General features: G+C 70.0%; 13 protein-coding genes. 6 read left to right on the forward strand and 7 right to left on the reverse strand.

The features are described 5' to 3' along the window. The first annotated feature begins 97 nt into the window (after positions 1-97). Entirely contained in the window at positions 98-544 is a 447-nt protein-coding gene (locus IAI54_RS07825) for a cupin domain-containing protein (RefSeq protein WP_187971812.1), read from the forward strand. A gap of 174 nt (positions 545-718) precedes the next feature. On the opposite strand, the gene IAI54_RS07830 is transcribed toward IAI54_RS07825, so the two are convergent. The 3 genes from IAI54_RS07830 to styA form a co-directional block, all read right to left on the reverse strand. Next, positions 719-1,276, reverse strand: a complete 558-nt coding sequence (locus IAI54_RS07830; protein ID WP_187971813.1) for a flavin reductase family protein — start codon at positions 1,274-1,276, stop codon at positions 719-721. Then, on the reverse strand, positions 1,276-1,578 hold the full coding sequence (locus IAI54_RS07835; protein ID WP_187971814.1) for an EthD family reductase: 303 nt from the start codon (positions 1,576-1,578) through the stop codon (positions 1,276-1,278). The genes IAI54_RS07830 and IAI54_RS07835 overlap by 1 nt, the downstream gene beginning before the upstream one ends. A gap of 75 nt (positions 1,579-1,653) precedes the next feature. Continuing rightward, positions 1,654-2,904: a styrene monooxygenase subunit StyA gene (gene styA / locus IAI54_RS07840; RefSeq protein ID WP_187971815.1), complete on the reverse strand. Its 1,251-nt coding sequence runs from the start codon at positions 2,902-2,904 to the stop codon at positions 1,654-1,656. A gap of 94 nt (positions 2,905-2,998) precedes the next feature. Here styA and IAI54_RS07845 point away from each other — a divergent pair, with 94 nt between their 5' ends. The 4 genes from IAI54_RS07845 to IAI54_RS07860 all read left to right on the forward strand — a co-directional run bounded on the left by IAI54_RS07845 (position 2,999) and on the right by IAI54_RS07860 (position 9,320). Then, entirely contained in the window at positions 2,999-3,892 is an 894-nt protein-coding gene (locus IAI54_RS07845; RefSeq protein WP_187971816.1) for a LysR family transcriptional regulator, read from the forward strand. A gap of 883 nt (positions 3,893-4,775) precedes the next feature. Next, positions 4,776-5,579: a DUF72 domain-containing protein gene (locus IAI54_RS07850; protein WP_187971817.1), complete on the forward strand. Its 804-nt coding sequence runs from the start codon at positions 4,776-4,778 to the stop codon at positions 5,577-5,579. 113 nt (positions 5,580-5,692) lie between these two features. Further along, positions 5,693-8,029, forward strand: coding sequence for an NADP-dependent malic enzyme (locus IAI54_RS07855; RefSeq protein ID WP_187971818.1), 2,337 nt, complete (start codon positions 5,693-5,695; stop codon positions 8,027-8,029). Positions 8,030-8,072: 43 nt separating this feature from the next. Then, positions 8,073-9,320, forward strand: a complete 1,248-nt coding sequence (locus IAI54_RS07860) for a DUF2865 domain-containing protein (protein WP_187971819.1) — start codon at positions 8,073-8,075, stop codon at positions 9,318-9,320. On the opposite strand, the gene IAI54_RS07865 is transcribed toward IAI54_RS07860, so the two are convergent. Continuing rightward, positions 9,238-10,611 (reverse strand): glutamate--tRNA ligase, encoded by a 1,374-nt coding sequence (locus IAI54_RS07865; protein ID WP_187971820.1) that lies wholly within the window; start codon positions 10,609-10,611, stop codon positions 9,238-9,240. The genes IAI54_RS07860 and IAI54_RS07865 overlap by 83 nt on opposite strands. After that, a complete protein-coding gene (locus tag IAI54_RS07870; protein WP_187971821.1) occupies positions 10,608-11,852 on the reverse strand; it encodes an MFS transporter in 1,245 nt (414 codons plus the stop codon). The genes IAI54_RS07865 and IAI54_RS07870 overlap by 4 nt, the downstream gene beginning before the upstream one ends. A gap of 254 nt (positions 11,853-12,106) precedes the next feature. Between IAI54_RS07870 and rimO the strand changes: the two genes are divergently transcribed. Then, positions 12,107-13,420: a 30S ribosomal protein S12 methylthiotransferase RimO gene (gene rimO, locus IAI54_RS07875; protein ID WP_187971822.1), complete on the forward strand. Its 1,314-nt coding sequence runs from the start codon at positions 12,107-12,109 to the stop codon at positions 13,418-13,420. A 119-nt stretch (positions 13,421-13,539) separates the two neighbouring features. Here the strand turns inward: rimO and IAI54_RS07880 are convergent, their stop codons facing one another. Together IAI54_RS07880 and tmk are read right to left on the reverse strand one after the other, a co-directional pair. Continuing rightward, the gene (locus IAI54_RS07880; RefSeq protein WP_187971823.1) at positions 13,540-14,589 is read right to left on the reverse strand and encodes a DNA polymerase III subunit delta'; all 1,050 of its coding nucleotides are present in this window, start codon (positions 14,587-14,589) and stop codon (positions 13,540-13,542) included. Next, positions 14,586-15,248, reverse strand: a complete 663-nt coding sequence (gene tmk, locus IAI54_RS07885) for a dTMP kinase (RefSeq protein ID WP_187973068.1) — start codon at positions 15,246-15,248, stop codon at positions 14,586-14,588. The genes IAI54_RS07880 and tmk overlap by 4 nt, the downstream gene beginning before the upstream one ends. Between the last annotated feature and the right edge of the window lie 26 nt (positions 15,249-15,274).

A 15,274-nucleotide genomic window follows, 5' to 3' on the forward strand; every position in this document is an offset into this window, starting at 1 on the left:
CCGCAACCTCTCGTCAACCATTCCGGTCACCCGCCCGTTGCAGCCCCGGCGACCAGCGCGCAGCATGGTCCGAGCCCGAATCGGGACGGAGGAAGACATGCGAAAACTCACGACCGCGCTCGGCGTCCTCGCCGCAGCCGCGCTTGCCTGCGGCCCGGCCCGCGCCCTCGACGACGCGGCCCGTCCGCCGGTCGTCGTCACGCCGCTCGCCAGCACGAACGTCACGGCGGCCGGCCAGCCGATCGTGCTGCCGCGCACGGACGCGCGCGTCGTCGCTTCGCTGTTCGAGATCGCGCCCGGGGCGACGCTGCCCGTCCACAAGCATCCGTCCGCGCGCTACGCCTACGTGCTCGCGGGCGAACTCCTCGTCACCAATGTCGAGACCGGCGCCGCCACCACCTACCGTGCCGGCGACTTCATCGTCGAGATGATCGACACCTGGCACCAGGGCAGCGCCGTCGGCACCGGGCCGGTGCGGCTCGTGGTGATCGACCAGGTCGAGGGCGACGTCCAGAACACGCTGTTGCGCGCCAAGGCGCCCTGATCCGCCGCCGCGCCGGTCCGCCGAGCCTCCCGGCCTTCCATCCGGGGTAGCCCGATCCTCGTCGCCGGGCACCCGCGTTGCTCATCCCGAGGCGCGAGCCCGCACGACGTTCGACGACGGACCGTCGACCTCGGCGGGTCTGCCTCGAAGGTCGCGCCACCGTCCCCCGCCTCGTCAGATCGCCCACGCATCCGCCGGATAGGCCGCCACTTCGACGGGCCGGATCTCCGCGCCCAGCCCGTGGCGAAAGCGGCTGGCATGGAAGGCGAGCGGTGCTCCGTCGCTGTGTCGGCACCAGGCCACCTCGGCCACGAACAGCGCGTGGTCGGCCACCTCGATCATCCGCACCACCTCGCAGGCGAACTGCGCCAGCGCCTGCGGCAGCACGAAGAACCCGTCGCGCTCCACGAGGTCGGTCGCCCCAGGCGCTTTCAGCGCCTCGCTCGCCTGCGGCCCGCGCCCGGCCATCGCCCGTCCGGCGAAGTGGCTGCACACGGCCAGGTCCTGCGCCGCCAGCACGCTGACGGCGTAGCGCCCGGTCTCCTTCACGGCCTGGAAGGTCCGGCCGGGCATCAGCGAAACGAGCACGGTCGGCGGGCGGGTCGAGACGGTGGTGAAGCTGTTGGCCGTCATCGCCACCGGCGCCGCGTCCGGACCCAGGCTCGCCACCACGGTCACGCCGGTGGCGAAGCGCGCCGCCGCCGCCCGGAAGGCTGCCGGGTCCGCCCGCATCAGCCGGCGTCCACCGCGAAATGGCAGAGCGTGGCGCCGCGCGGCGAATAGTTCGGCACGTCCGCCGCCACCTTCGCCCCGAGCTCGGAGCCGAGCGCGGCGCCCATCGCGGCTTCATCGGCGAAATAGGCCTGGAAGATGCAGAACGGCGCCTCGCCCGGCCCCATCTGCTCGGGAAAGGCGTGGTGGCTGCGCAGCAGGCCGGGCAGCCCGGCGGCCAGCGGCAGGTGCGTTCCCTCGTAATAGGCCTTGAAGGCCTGCGGGTCGGCGGGAGCGGGATAGAGGACGGTCAGGCAGTGCATGGTCTTTTCCTTTGAGGCTCTGCGGGGTCGTGCCGCCTCCCCGCCGCCGTGGCGGCGGCGGGAGACGGTGCCCGGTCAGGCGGCGATGCGGCTGCGCTCGTCGATCCAGGCATGGATGCGCCGGTCGCTCGCCAGCCGGTCCCACTGCCGTTCCGGATAGTTGAAATTGTCGGTGAATTCGTCGCACAGCGCCCGGTCCTGCGCCATGGAAAAGATCAGCCGGCCCATCGCCTCCGAGGGCGGCCGCAGCATCAGATTGGTCCAGGACGAGGCCGCCAGCACCCGGTTCTCGCGCGCCCGGTCCACCGCCTCCACGAAGCGCGCGTCGAAGGCCACCGCCTCGACGATCGCCTTGCCGAGTTCGAAGGCGGCGAAGGAGGCCATGTTGGCGCCCTGCCCCATCAGCGGGTCCACCACGGCGTGCACGTCGCCGAGCGCGATCGCGAACCGGTCGCCGTCGAAGGCCACCGCGCTCCTGCGCACCGTCGGCACCACCGCGCCCTGCAGCAGGTCGAGCGGCTGCGCCAGGCCGAAGCGGTGCGTGTCGATCCGGTCGTAGGTGTGCGGATGGTGCTTCTCCAGCGTGTCGAGGATCGTCTGGCGGAACGCCGCCGGGTCGGCGTCGTGGTTCAACGAGGCGAGCCCCGCCATCTCGCCGCCGGGCACGTTCTCCATCAGGAGCGCGGTCTTCATGCCGCCGAAGGAGAGCGTCGGGATCACGATCATCTCGCCATGGCCCGGCGAGACCGACAGCGTCACGCCGCGCGGGTCGGCGCCGTCGGGGCTGCCATGGTCGACACCGTCGTAGAGCCCCACGCAGAGCAGCCGCTGCGGCTGGCTGTAGGGCGACAGTTCCGGCCGGTGCTCGAACATCCGCCCGAGCGCGCCCTTGCCGGTCGAGACCACCAGGAGGTCGAAACGCGACACCAGCGCCGGCACGTCGTCGTCCTGGATGCTGACATATTCGATGCGCCCGCCGCGATCCACGAAATCCTTCATCAGCGCCGGCAGGTAGAGCCGGTAGTCGACCGCCCGGCTCGGCCGCTCGAAGGTGCCGCGAAACAGAAGCCCGCCATCCGGAAAATTGAAGAAATGGTCGTGGTGGTGGTAGATCACCGCCGGGTCGTCCCAGTGGTTGACGCCGAGTTCGTCCTCCCGTGCGATGGTCACCGCGTGATGCGCCACCGTGTTCATCAGCCGCGACGACGCATACTGTTCCGGCGCGCGGTCGGTCAGCACCGTGGCGTCGATGCCGTTCTTCTGCAGATACAGGGCCAGGTGCAGGCCGCCGATGCCGGCGCCCACGATGCCGATAGACTTCTCCATGTCCGTTCCTCCTCCCAGAGCATGCGCAGGCTAGACCGGCCGCGGCAGCTCGTATACGGAATGAACGGAATATGACCCATTCCAGCGAGGAATGATGGACCGCATCGACGCGCTGCAGACCTTCATCCGCGTCATGGAGGCGGGCTCCTTCACCCAGGCCGCTGACGACATGGGCCTCGGCCAGCCGGCCATCTCGAAGCGCATCGCGCTGCTGGAGGCTGAGTTCGGCTGCCGCCTCTTCGTGCGCACCACCCGCAGGGTCCGCCCGACACCGGAGGCCGACCGCGTGCTGAAGCTCGCTCGCGAGGTCGTCGCCCTCTACCAGAGCGCCGGCGCGGGTCCCGACCGCGTCGGCAAGCCCTCCGGCACGCTGCGCATGTCGGTGCCCACCTCCTTCGGCCGCCATTTCTTCGCGCCGATATTCGCCGAATATGTCCGCCGCTATCCGGACGTGCGGCTGGACGTGAACTATTCGGAGCAGTTCGCCGATCTGGTCGAGACCGGCATGGAACTCGCCATCCGCATCGGCGTGCTGAGCCCGAGCTCGCTGGTGGCGCGCCGCGTCGGCACCACGCGGCGGCTGCTCGTCGCCGCGCCGTCGCTGCTTGCCCGCCACGCCGCGCCCATGCTGCCCGACGACCTGCGCCGCCTGCCCTGCATCACCTATTCGCGGCTGTCGCAGAAGAACCAGTGGACCTTCGAGGCCGAGACCGGCCGCCACGTCGTCGACCTCGTGCCCGCCATGACCTGCGACGATGCCGACGTCATGACGCTCGCGGCGCTGGAGGGTCTGGGCATCGCCGTCCTGCCCGACTGGTGCGCCGCCGCGCCTCTCGCCGAGGGCCGCCTCGTGCGCCTTCTGCCCGACCACCCGGTGCCGTCGCTGCCCATCCACGTCGTCTACCCCGACGCCCGCTGGCTCTCCCGCCGCGCCCAGCTCTTCCGCGACCTCCTCGTCGAGCGCGCGGACGTCTTCGCCCTGTCCTGAGCCGCCCGAGCGCTAATCCTCGCCCCCCGGCGCGGGGACAGGTGGCCCGGGCGTGTCCGCGACGGTGAGGGGGTGGGCGCGAACCGCTGCGACGGCGCCCGAGGGTCCTCGTCTCCGCCGGCACCCCTCGCCTTCGTCAACAACTCCGTTGGGTTCGGGCGACTGCAGGCTGGCAAGCGCGCGAACTCCCTCATCGGCGTCATTCCGGGGCCGCGCGGCGGAACCCGGATTCCAGCGCGCCGACGCCCGATGGCGGGGCACGAGCCACGCGCGTTTCCGCCTCGGTCACCACTCTGGATTCCGGGTTCCGCTGCGCGGCCCCGGAATGACGTGTCACGCGGGCTGGCCGAATCGGGACGGGCGCTGATTACGAGGGGCTGGAGGCCGTTCCCCTCGCCTTCGTCATCCCGGAACGCGCCGTCGAGCGAAGCGAGGCGACGCGTATCCGGGATCCATGCCTCGCCGGTCGCCGAAAGACGGGACGACGCAGACGACCCGGTCGTTTCCTTCTCCATCGTCTCGCTCGACGACCGGCGCCGAGGCATGGATCCCGGATACGTCGTCCTGCGCTGCGCGCGGACGCCGTTCCGGGATGACGACGGGAGGGGGCGGCGGCGCATGCAGCTTCAATCGGCCCGGATGACGCCCCCCGAGCGTGTTTCCTCTCCCCCATCGGGGGGGAGATGTGGCCCGGGCGAAGCCCGAGATAGTGAGGGGGTCGGCGCGAACCTCCGCCACGGCGCCGTCGCCACGCATCGCCCGGATCCCGTCCGCCGGCGGTCGCATCCGCATGCCCTTGCGCCTGTCAGCAGCCCGCCGCGATCGGGTGGACAAGCGCCGGCCGGCCGCGCAGGCTGGCCCGGTTCAACCAGGAGACGACCCCATGCAGTCCGGAACCATCCGCGCCGGCTTCGGCGGCTGGACCTTCGAGCCCTGGGAGGGCAGCTTCTATCCGGCCGACCTGCCGAAGAAGAAGCAGCTCGAATTCGCTTCGCGCCAGGTGCCGACCATCGAGGTCAACGGCACCTACTACCGCGGCCAGACGCCGGAAACCTTCGCCAAATGGGCGGCAGAGGCGCCCGACGGCTTCGTCTTTTCCCTCAAGGGCAACCGCTTCGTCACCAACAAGAAGGTTCTCGCCTCGGCGGGCGAGTCGATGGAAAAGTTCTTCGCCCAGGGCATCGAGGAGCTGGGGCCGAAGCTCGGGCCGATCGTCTGGCAGTTCGCCCCGACGAAAAAGTTCGAGCCGGAGGATTTCGAAGCCTTTCTCGCCCTCCTGCCGCAGACCCATGCCGGCCTCGAGCTGCGCCACGTGCTGGAGGTGCGCCACGCAAGTTTCGTCGACCCGGCCTTCGTCGCGCTGGCCCGAAAGCACGGTGCCGCGATCTGCTACGCGCATCATTTCGACTATCCCGAGATCGCCGACGTCACCGCCGGTTTCGTCTATGCGCGGCTGCAGCGCGGCGATGACGACGTGCCCACCGCCTACCCGCCGGACGAACTCGAGGCCTGGGCGCGCCGCGCCCGCATCTGGGCCAAGGGCGGCGTGCCCGACGACCTGCCGCTCGCCGATCCGGCGGCACGGGTGGAAAAGCGGCCGCGCGACGTCTTCGTCTACGTCATCCACGAGGGCAAGATCCGCGCGCCTCACGGCGCCATCGCACTGCAGCGGCTCGCCGATGGCTGACCGGCCGCGGATGCGCGCGCGGGCGAAACAGTTTCCGCCGTCACGGCCTCGAAATCCGCGGCCGCCATGCTAAACCGGTCCACTCGCCAGGCCAGGATGCGGAACCGTTCACCATGGATCACCAGTCGCCCAAGCCCGCCCTCTCCGATCTCGACGAGGCCGCGCTCTTCTTCCACCGCTATCCGGAGCCCGGCAAGCTGGAGATCCAGGCCACCAAGCCGCTCGGCAACCAGCGCGACCTGGCGCTGGCTTACTCCCCGGGCGTCGCGGCACCATGCCTGGCCATCGCCGACGATCCGGCTGCGGCCGCGCTCTACACCGCCCGCGCCAATCTCGTCGGCGTCGTCTCCAACGGCTCGGCCGTGCTCGGCCTCGGCAACATCGGCCCGCTGGCGTCGAAGCCGGTGATGGAGGGCAAGGCGGTGCTGTTCAAGAAGTTCGCCGGCATCGACGTCTTCGACATCGAGATCGATGCCCCCGGCATCGAGGCCATGGTCTCCACCGTGGCCGCCCTCGAGCCCACCTTCGGCGGCATCAACCTGGAGGACATCAAGGCGCCCGAATGCTTCGAGGTCGAGGAGCGGCTGAAGGCGACGATGAACATCCCCGTCTTCCACGACGACCAGCACGGCACCGCCATCATCGTCGCCGCCGCCGTGCTGAACGCGATGGAACTGGCGGGCAAGGATCTGGGCGAGGTCAAGATCGTCACCTCGGGCGCGGGCGCCGCCGCCCTCGCCTGCCTCAACCTGCTCGTCTCCCTCGGCGCAAGGCGCGAGAACATCTGGGTCACCGACCGCTTCGGCGTCGCCCACAAGGGCCGCGTCGACGAGATGGACCGCTGGAAGGACCCCTACGTCAAGGACACCAACGCCCGCACGCTGGCCGACGTCATCGGCGGCGCCGACGTCTTTCTCGGCCTGTCCGCGGCGGGCGTGCTGAAGCCCGAACTGCTCGCCGACATGGCGCAGAACCCGCTGATCCTGGCGCTCGCCAACCCGGTGCCAGAGATCATGCCCGAGCTTGCGCGCGCGGCCCGTCCCGACGCGATGATCTGCACCGGCCGGTCGGATTTCCCCAACCAGGTCAACAACGTGCTCTGCTTCCCCTACATCTTCCGCGGCGCGCTCGACGTCGGCGCCACCGCGATCAACGAGGAGATGAAGATGGCCGCCGTGCGCGCCATCGCAGCCCTTGCCCGCGAGGAACCGTCCGACGTCGCGGCCCGCGCCTACGCCACCGAGACGCCGACCTTCGGCCCGGACTTCCTGATCCCCTCGCCCTTCGACCCGCGGCTGATCCTGCGCATCGCGCCGGCCGTCGCCAAGGCCGCCTGCGACAGCGGCGTCGCCACCCGGCCGATCGCCGACATGGCCCACTACATCGACCGGCTGACCCGCTTCGTCTTCCGCTCGGGGCTCGTCATGAAGCCGGTCTTCTCGGCCGCCCGAACCGCCACGGCCCGCCGCGTCATCTATGCCGACGGCGAGGACGAGCGCGTGCTGCGCGCCGCCCAGGTGGTGCTGGAGGAAGGGATCGCCCGCCCGATCCTGATCGGCCGGCCGAGCGTCGTGGAGACCCGCCTGCGCCGCTACGGCCTCAAGGTCCGGCCGGGCGTCGACTTCGACCTGGTCAATCCGGAAGACGATCCGCGCTACCGCGGCTATGTCGACCACCTGATCCAGCTTGCCGGCCGCCGCGGCGTCACCCAGGAGGCGGCCCGCACCATGGTGCGCACCAACACCACCGTCATCGCGGCACTGGCGCTGGTGCGCGGCGAGGCCGACGCGATGATCTGCGGGCTCGAGGGCCGGTTCGAGCGGCACCTGCGCAACGTCGACCTGATCGTCGGTCGGCGCGCGGGCGTGCGCGACCTCTCCGCCCTGTCGATGCTGATCATGCAGCGCGGCGTCACCTTCTTCACCGATACCTACGTCTCGGTCGATCCGACCGCCGAGGAGATCGCCGAGATGACGCTGCTCGCCGCCGAAGAGATCCGCCGCTTCGGCATCGAGCCCAGGGCCGCCCTGCTGTCGCTCTCCAATTTCGGCTCGCGCGACACGCCGAGCACGCTGAAGATGCGCCGCGCCGCCGCCCTCCTCGCGCAGATGGCGCCCGACCTCGAGGCCGATGGCGAGATGCACGGCGATTCGGCGCTGTCGGCCGTGCTGCGCAACCGGGTCTACCCGCATTCCAAGCTCAAGGACGAGGCCAACCTGCTCGTCTTCCCGACCCTCGACGCCGCCAACATCGCGCTGACCACGGTCAAGGCGCTGACGGAGGCGCTGCATGTCGGCCCGATCCTGCTCGGCACCGCCCGGCCCGCCCACATCCTCACCCCGTCGGTGACCTCGCGCGGCGTCGTCAACATGACGGCGCTGTCGGTCGTCGAAGCCTCCCAGTCGGCTTCGGCGCAGCCGGCGAACGAAGGTTTAACCATGGCGGGCTAGAGTACGGAGCGCTTCGGGACGGACGGGATCGGCGAGGATGGCGATGGCAGCGACGGCACGGAGGGCGTTGCGCGGCACGATGCTCGCCGTCGTCCTTGCGGCCTTAGGCCCTCTTGCCGTCTCGGACGCCGCCGCATCGTCGCGCCTCTGCCGCGACCTCGAGGGCCAGCTCGCCCGCGCCGGAAGCACCGGCGGTTCGCCCGCCCGGGCGCGCCAGTACGAGAAGGCGATCGGCGACCAGCTGCGCCAGATCGACCGCGTCGAGACACAGCTGCGCCGTGCGGGCTGCTCGGGCTTCTTCGGCAATGGGTCCGGCCAGGCCTGCCCGTCGCTCCGCTCCACCCTGCAGCGCATGAACGCCAACCTGGCCAGCCTGCAGCGCAAGTCCCGCCAGGTTTCCGGCGGCGGCCGTGACGGCTCCGCCGCGCGGGCGCGCATCATGGCCTCGCTCGACGCCAATGGCTGCCGCGACACGAGGGCAGACGTCCGCGACGGCGCCGCGCGGGCGCGGGGCGGCCCCTCCTTCCTCGACCGCCTGTTCGGCGGCGGTATCGAGCAGCGGCGGCCCGACGACTTCGTCCGCGCACCCGCCGACGAGGATCGCGAGCGCCAGCGCATCGTCATCCAGAACGGCAGCCGCATCGAGATCCGGCCGCGCTTTGCGGGAACGTTCAGGACGCTCTGCGTGCGCACCTGCGACGGCTATTTCTTCCCGGTCGCCTATTCCAGCTCGGCCGACGAACTCGGCCGCGACGCGGCGGCCTGCCAGGCGCAGTGCCCGGGAACGGAGGTCGAACTCTACGTCCACCGGACTCCGGACGAGGAGGCGGACCGGATGGTCTCGCTGTCGGGCGTTCCTTACACCGCCCTGCCGACCGCCTTCCGCTACCGCCAGGCCGGCTACGTCCGTCCCGAAACCTGCGGCTGCGGCGCGCCGCGCAACTTCGCCGTCATCGCCGGCGACCATTCGGCCCCGGCCGATCCCGCCGGCGAGACCCCGCCGGAGACGGCGATGGTCCCGCTGCCGCGGCCTCGCCCCGACCCGGCCATGGATCCGGAGAGCCTCGCCAACAGCGACGGCGGCCTCGACCGCGCCGCCATTCTCGCCATCGTCGCGGCATCGACGCCCGACCCCGCGCCGGCGGCGTCGACCGAAGATCGGTCGACGGCGTCGACCGGTGCGGCCGCGCCCGCCGGCGAGCGGCGCATCAGGGTCGTCGGGCCAGCGTTCCTTCCCGACCAAGAAGCGGAAGCAGGTCTGCAAGCTCCGGCCCCTGGTCTCGTCCGGTGAGCGCCAGGCGCAGCGGCATGAACAGCGCCTTGCCCTTGCGTCCCGTCTTCTCGCGCACGGCCGTCGTCCAGGCCTTGAACGTGCCCCCGTCCCAAGGCTCCTCGGGCAGGAGGTCGAAGGCCTCGCGCAGGAAGGCGACGTCCTCCGCGCCGAACCCGGGGCCGGGTTCCGGCTTCACCGTCACGATCTTCCACCACGCCGTCACGTCCTGCAGCCGGTCGAGATTGCCCCGGATCGCCGTCCAGAAGGCCTCGGCCTTCTCGCCCATGACGCCATAGGCGACGAGCCGGTTGCTGACCTTTTCGAACGTCATCGCCTGCAGGAGGGCGCGGTTGAGGCCCGTCAGGTCGTCCGGATCGAACTTGGCCGCCGAGCGCGACGTCGCCGTCGGCTCGAAGCGCTCGGCGAGCTTCATCATGTCGCCCTCCGGAACCACGTTCTCCGAAGTCCCCGTCAGTACGGCCAGCGACGCGATCGACATCGGTTCCAGCCCGCTCTCGCGCAGGCTGCGGATCGACAGCGCGCCCGTCCGCTTCGACAGCCCCTCGCCGCTCGCCGTCGTCAGGAGGTTGTGGTGCCCGAAGTCCGGCACGGTGGCGCCGAGCGCCTGGAACAGGGCGATCTGCACGCCGGTGTTGGTCACATGGTCGTCGCCGCGGATCACGTGGGTGACGCCGAGTTCGATGTCGTCGACGACGGAGGGCAGCGTGTAGAGATAGGTCCCGTCCTCGCGCACCAGGATCGGGTCGGACAGCGAACCGATGTCCACCGTCTCCGGTCCCCGCACCACGTCGGTCCAGCTCACCAGGGTGCGCACCGGATCGAAGGGGTCGCGGCGGAAGTTCGGCAGCCGGAACCGCCAGTGCGCCCGCCGGCCCTCCGCCTCGAAGGCGGCCCTGTCCTTCGCCGAGTAGGCGAGCCCCTCCCGGCCGTAGATCGGCGGAAGCTTCCGCGACAGGCGGATCTTGCGCTTGAGGTCGAGTTCCTCGGGCGTCTCGTAGCAGGGATAGAGCACCCCGCTCTGCTTCAACCGCTCCACCGCCCGCGCGTGTGAAGCGCCGCGCCGCGACTGGTACTCCACCGCGTCGGGAAAGATGTTGAGCCAGTGGAGATCATAGAGCGTCTGATCGGCATATTCCTGCCTGGACCGCTCCACGTCCGTGTCGTCGAAGCGCAGGATGAAACGCCCGCGATTCTTCAGCGCGAACAGCCAGTTGAACAGTGCCGTTCGGGCGTTGCCGATGTGGATCTGGCCGGTCGGCGAAGGGGCGAAGCGGACGGTGACTGTCATGGGCGCGAGGTATCCGAAGCATGATTCCCTTGCAAGCTACGCCGATGCAGCCTGCGCGTCACGAGGCTCATCACCACAACCATTGCGAGGCAGTAGAGGCCCATGGCGACGACCTGCGCCGGCAGCGCGATGCCGGCGTCGATCAGGTATCCGGTCAGGCCCGGACCCATGGCCGTCGCGAAGACGAGAATGGCCACCATCACCGCCCGGATCGATCCGAGATGCTTCAGCCCGTAGATCTCCGGCCACAGCGAACCGAACAGCGTCGAGGAGAAACCGTAGGAGACGCCGAGCAGAGCCATGAAGACGAAGACGCTCCACTGCGCATCCATCAGGCCGAGCACCAGGCAGGACAGCCCGAGCGGCACGAGGAAGCTCGGCAGCAGCGAAACCGCCGAGAAGCGGTCGATCAGCTGCCCGGCGATCAGCGCGAAGGTGATGGTCATCGCCGCCATGAAGGTGAAGGACCCGGCGAAGAACTCGATCGACCAGCCGCGCAGCTCCACGAGGTAGACCTGGTGGAAGAAGATCGTGGTTCCGATGAAGCCGGGCGCCATCACCCCCATCAGCAGCAGGTAGAACAGAGGGTCGCCGAGCACTTCAGCCCGCGTCCAGTCCCGCGCGGCAGGTCTGGTCGACGTCGGGTCGGAGGCGCGCGGCGCCCGCTCGACCGCGATCAGCCCCGCGACGGCCGGCAGCGCCACGAGCATGAGCACGGCCGCAGCCGCCAGCCACGAGTTCCGCCAGCCGACGAGGCCCGCGACGAGAACGAACAGCAGCGGAAAGATCGCCTCGCCGGCATTGTGGCCGAGGGTCGTGACCGACACGGCGCGGCCGCGCTGCGCCGCGAACCACCGCGCCATCGCCGTCATCGCGTTGTGCGTCATCATGCCCTGCCCGAACAGCCGCAGCATGTAGATGCTGAGTGCCAGAAGGACGACGTGGTGCGAGAGGGACATCATCACCGAGGCCAAGGCCAGCATCGGCATGACGAAGAGCGCAACCGTCCGGGCCGAGTGCCGATCCACCACCTGCCCGAGCTTCGGCAGCGTCAGCGCACTGCCGAGCGTCGCCAGCATGTAGATCAGGCCGAAATCCCCGTGCGACAGCCCGTACTCGCGCCGGACCTCGCCGGCCGAGAGCGAGATGAAGAAGGTCTGGCCGAAGGAGGAGAAGAAGGTGAGCAGGAAGCCGCCGGCGAGCCAGCGCATATTGTCGCGTAGAAAGACGAGGAAGGACATCGGCTCACGATCGATGGAGAAGCGGTATTTCCGGCCCCGGCATGGCGAGGTGTTCTTGCACGGCGGACGTCGTGTCCCCAGCTTCTATGCCCGGCGCGCCGCGATGAACAGGCCAACCCGGGCTTGGACCACCGCCTTCCCGACCTTGCCGCAAGGCCAGGCCGGGCCATGGCTGACAAACGGCGGGATGACCGCGGCCCGCAAACTGTGCTATGGGCGCCGCAACCTCCCGTTCCGCTATCGAAAGTTCCGCAATGACCGCTCCGCGCGTCTCCTTCGTCAGTCTCGGTTGCCCCAAGGCGCTGGTCGATTCCGAGCGCATCCTCACCCGCCTGCGCGCCGAGGGCTACGAGATCGCGCGCAAGCATGACGGCGCCGACCTCGTCGTGGTCAACACCTGCGGATTTCTGGACTCCGCGCGCGACGAATCGCTCGCCGCCATCGGCGAGGCGATGGCCGAGAACGGCAAGGTCATCGTCACGGGCTGCATGGGCGCGACGCCGGAACTGATCCGCGAGAAGCATCCCAACGTGCTGGCGATCACCGGGCCGCAGGCCTATGAAAGCGTGATGGCGGCCGTGCACGAGGCGGCCCCGCCCGCCCACGAGCCCTTCGTCGACCTGATCCCGCCGCAGGGCGTCAAGCTGACCCCGCGCCACTACGCCTATCTGAAGATTTCGGAGGGCTGCAACAACCGCTGCTCCTTCTGCATCATCCCGGCCCTGCGCGGCGACCTCGCCTCGCGCCCGGTCGGCGACGTGCTGCGCGAGGCCGAGCGCCTGGTCGCCGCCGGCGTCAAGGAACTCCTCGTCATCTCGCAGGACACCAGCGCCTATGGCGTCGACCTGAAATATGCGCCGAGCCTGTGGCGCGACCGCGAGGTGCGCACGCGCTTCCTCGACCTGTCTCGGGAACTCGGCGAGCTCGGCGCCTGGGTGCGGATGCACTACGTCTACCCCTACCCGCATGTCGACGAGGTCATTCCGCTGATGGCCGAGCACAAGGTGCTGCCCTATCTCGACATCCCCTTCCAGCACGCCTCGCCGCGCGTGCTGAAGGCCATGCGGCGTCCGGCGCATCAGGAAAAGACGCTCGAGCGCATCGGCCGCTGGCGCGAGACCTGCCCTGACCTCGCGCTGCGCTCGACCTTCATCGTCGGCTTCCCCGGCGAGACGGAGGAGGATTTCGAGATGCTGCTCGACTGGCTGGACGAGGCGAAGATCGAACGCGCCGGCTGCTTCAAGTACGAGCCGGTCGGGGGCGCGAAGGCGAACGACCTCGGGCTGGAGCCGGTGCCGGAGGAGGTGAAGGACGTCCGCTGGAACCGCTTCATGGCGCGCCAGCAGAAGATTTCGGCGGGTCTCCTGAAGAAGAAGGTCGGCAAGCGCCTGCCCGTCATCATCGACGAGGCGAACGGCCTCGCCGCCAAGGGCCGCACCAAGTACGACGCGCCGGAGATCGACGGCGCCGTCCACGTCCAGTCGCGCCGGCCGCTGCGCGTCGGCGATATCGTCACCGTCAAGATCGACGAGGCGGACGCCTATGATCTCTACGGCCAGGCCGTCTGACCGGGCTGACGCGGCCGCTCAGAGGGTCTGAATCAATCGAGGATGCGAAGGAATGCGCACTGGGATCCTTGAGATTCCTGCCCTCGGCTGAGCGGAAACGGGCGTTCTTTCACATCCTCTCAGGCCGCCCTGGCCAGAGCGCCCTGGATGCGCCGCACCAGCCCGAGCACGTGCTGGCGCTTGTCGAGATTGTAGGTCTCCGTCTCGGCGATCGTCCGGCTGGTCTCCTGCCACAGCGCCGACAGGGCTTCGGCGCGGGCGAGATCGCCTTCGAGTGCGGCCGCCGTCGCCTGCGCGCCCACCCGGTCGAGCACATGGGCGTTGAACAGCGCGAACGGGATCGCCTGATCGCGCCCGGCCACCGCGTCGGCGAGCTTGCCGGCCGCCGCCGGATCGAAGCGGCCGGCCTCGACCAGCGCGTCCAGCGCGCCGGCGATCTCCAGCCCGCCATATTCGGTGAGCAGAATTGCCTCGCGCACGCTTCCGCCGGCCCGCGCGGCGAGCGCGGCGGCGTCCGGCACCGCCGTGTCGAAGCTCGAGAGCACGCGCGACAGCTCGTCGGGCTGCAGCCCGTGCAGGCGCACGGTCTGGCAGCGCGAGCGGATCGTCGGCAGGAGCCCGCCGGCCGCATGTGAGATCAGGACGAAGAGCGTGCGCGACGGCGGCTCCTCGAGGTTCTTCAGGAGCGCGTTGGCCGCGTTGGCGTTCATGTCGTCGGCCGGATCGATGATGACGATGCGGTAGCCGCCGTCATGCGAGGTCATCGACAGGAAGCGGTTGACCCGGCGGATCTCCTCCACGGTGACCGCCGACCGGAAGGCCTTGGTCTTCTCGTTCATCGGCCGTGTCAGGTAGAGCACGCCCGGATGCGCGCCCGAGGCGATCATGCGGTGCAGCGCCGAGCCCGGCTCCGGCACGGCCAGCCGGTCGGGCGCCGCCGACGGGTCGGGATGCTTCAGCAGATGGTGCGCGAGGTGGAAGGCGAAGGTCGCCTTGCCGACCCCGCGCGGCCCCGACAGGATCAGTGCATGATGCATCTTGCCGCTACGGTAGGCAGCCGCGAGACGGTCGGCCTCCGCCCCGTGGGCGACCAGCAGCGGGTTTTCAGCGGGCTCGGGGATGCCCTCCAGCGTGTCGTGCTGCTCGGGCGCAAGTCTCTCGAAGCTCATTCGGCCGCCGCCTTGCCTTCGCGGTCGGACAGCAGGCGGTCGACCGCCGTATCGATCCGTGCGGCGACCTCGTCCTCGCCGCCGGAGGCATCGACGAGCACGCAGCGATAGGGTTCGCGCATGGCGATGTCGAGGAAGGCTTCGCGCCGGCGTTCGTGGATGGCGATCGTCTCCTTCTCGAAGCGGTCGGCCGCGGCACCGGCGCCGCGCCGCACGCCCGCCCGCCGCAGACCTTCGACCGGGCTGAGGTCGAGGATCAGCGTGAGGTCGGGCATCATGCCGTTGACGACGATCCGCTCCAGCCCGGCGACGAAATCCGGGGCCAGACCGCCGGTCACGCCCTGGTAGACGCGGGTTGAATCGAGGAAGCGGTCGCACAGAACGATGGCGCCGCGCTCGACGGCGGGGCGGATCACCTGCTCGACGTGGTCGGACCGGGCCGCCGCGAAGAGCAGCGCCTCCATGCGCGGGCCGAAAGGCTCCGCCGCGCCCGACAGGAGGACGTGGCGCACGGCCTCGGCGCCGGGCGAACCGCCGGGCTCCCGGGTGACCAGAACGTCATGGCCGAGCCCGCGCAGCCGGTCGGCCAGCCGACGGATCTGCGTCGACTTGCCGGCCCCCTCGCCGCCTTCGAAGGTGATGAACAGTCCGCCGTTCAGCAAGGCCGATCCCGATCGCGCATTCA

This window comes from Aquibium microcysteis (genome assembly GCF_014495845.1).
Taxonomy (GTDB): domain Bacteria; phylum Pseudomonadota; class Alphaproteobacteria; order Rhizobiales; family Rhizobiaceae; genus Aquibium; species Aquibium microcysteis.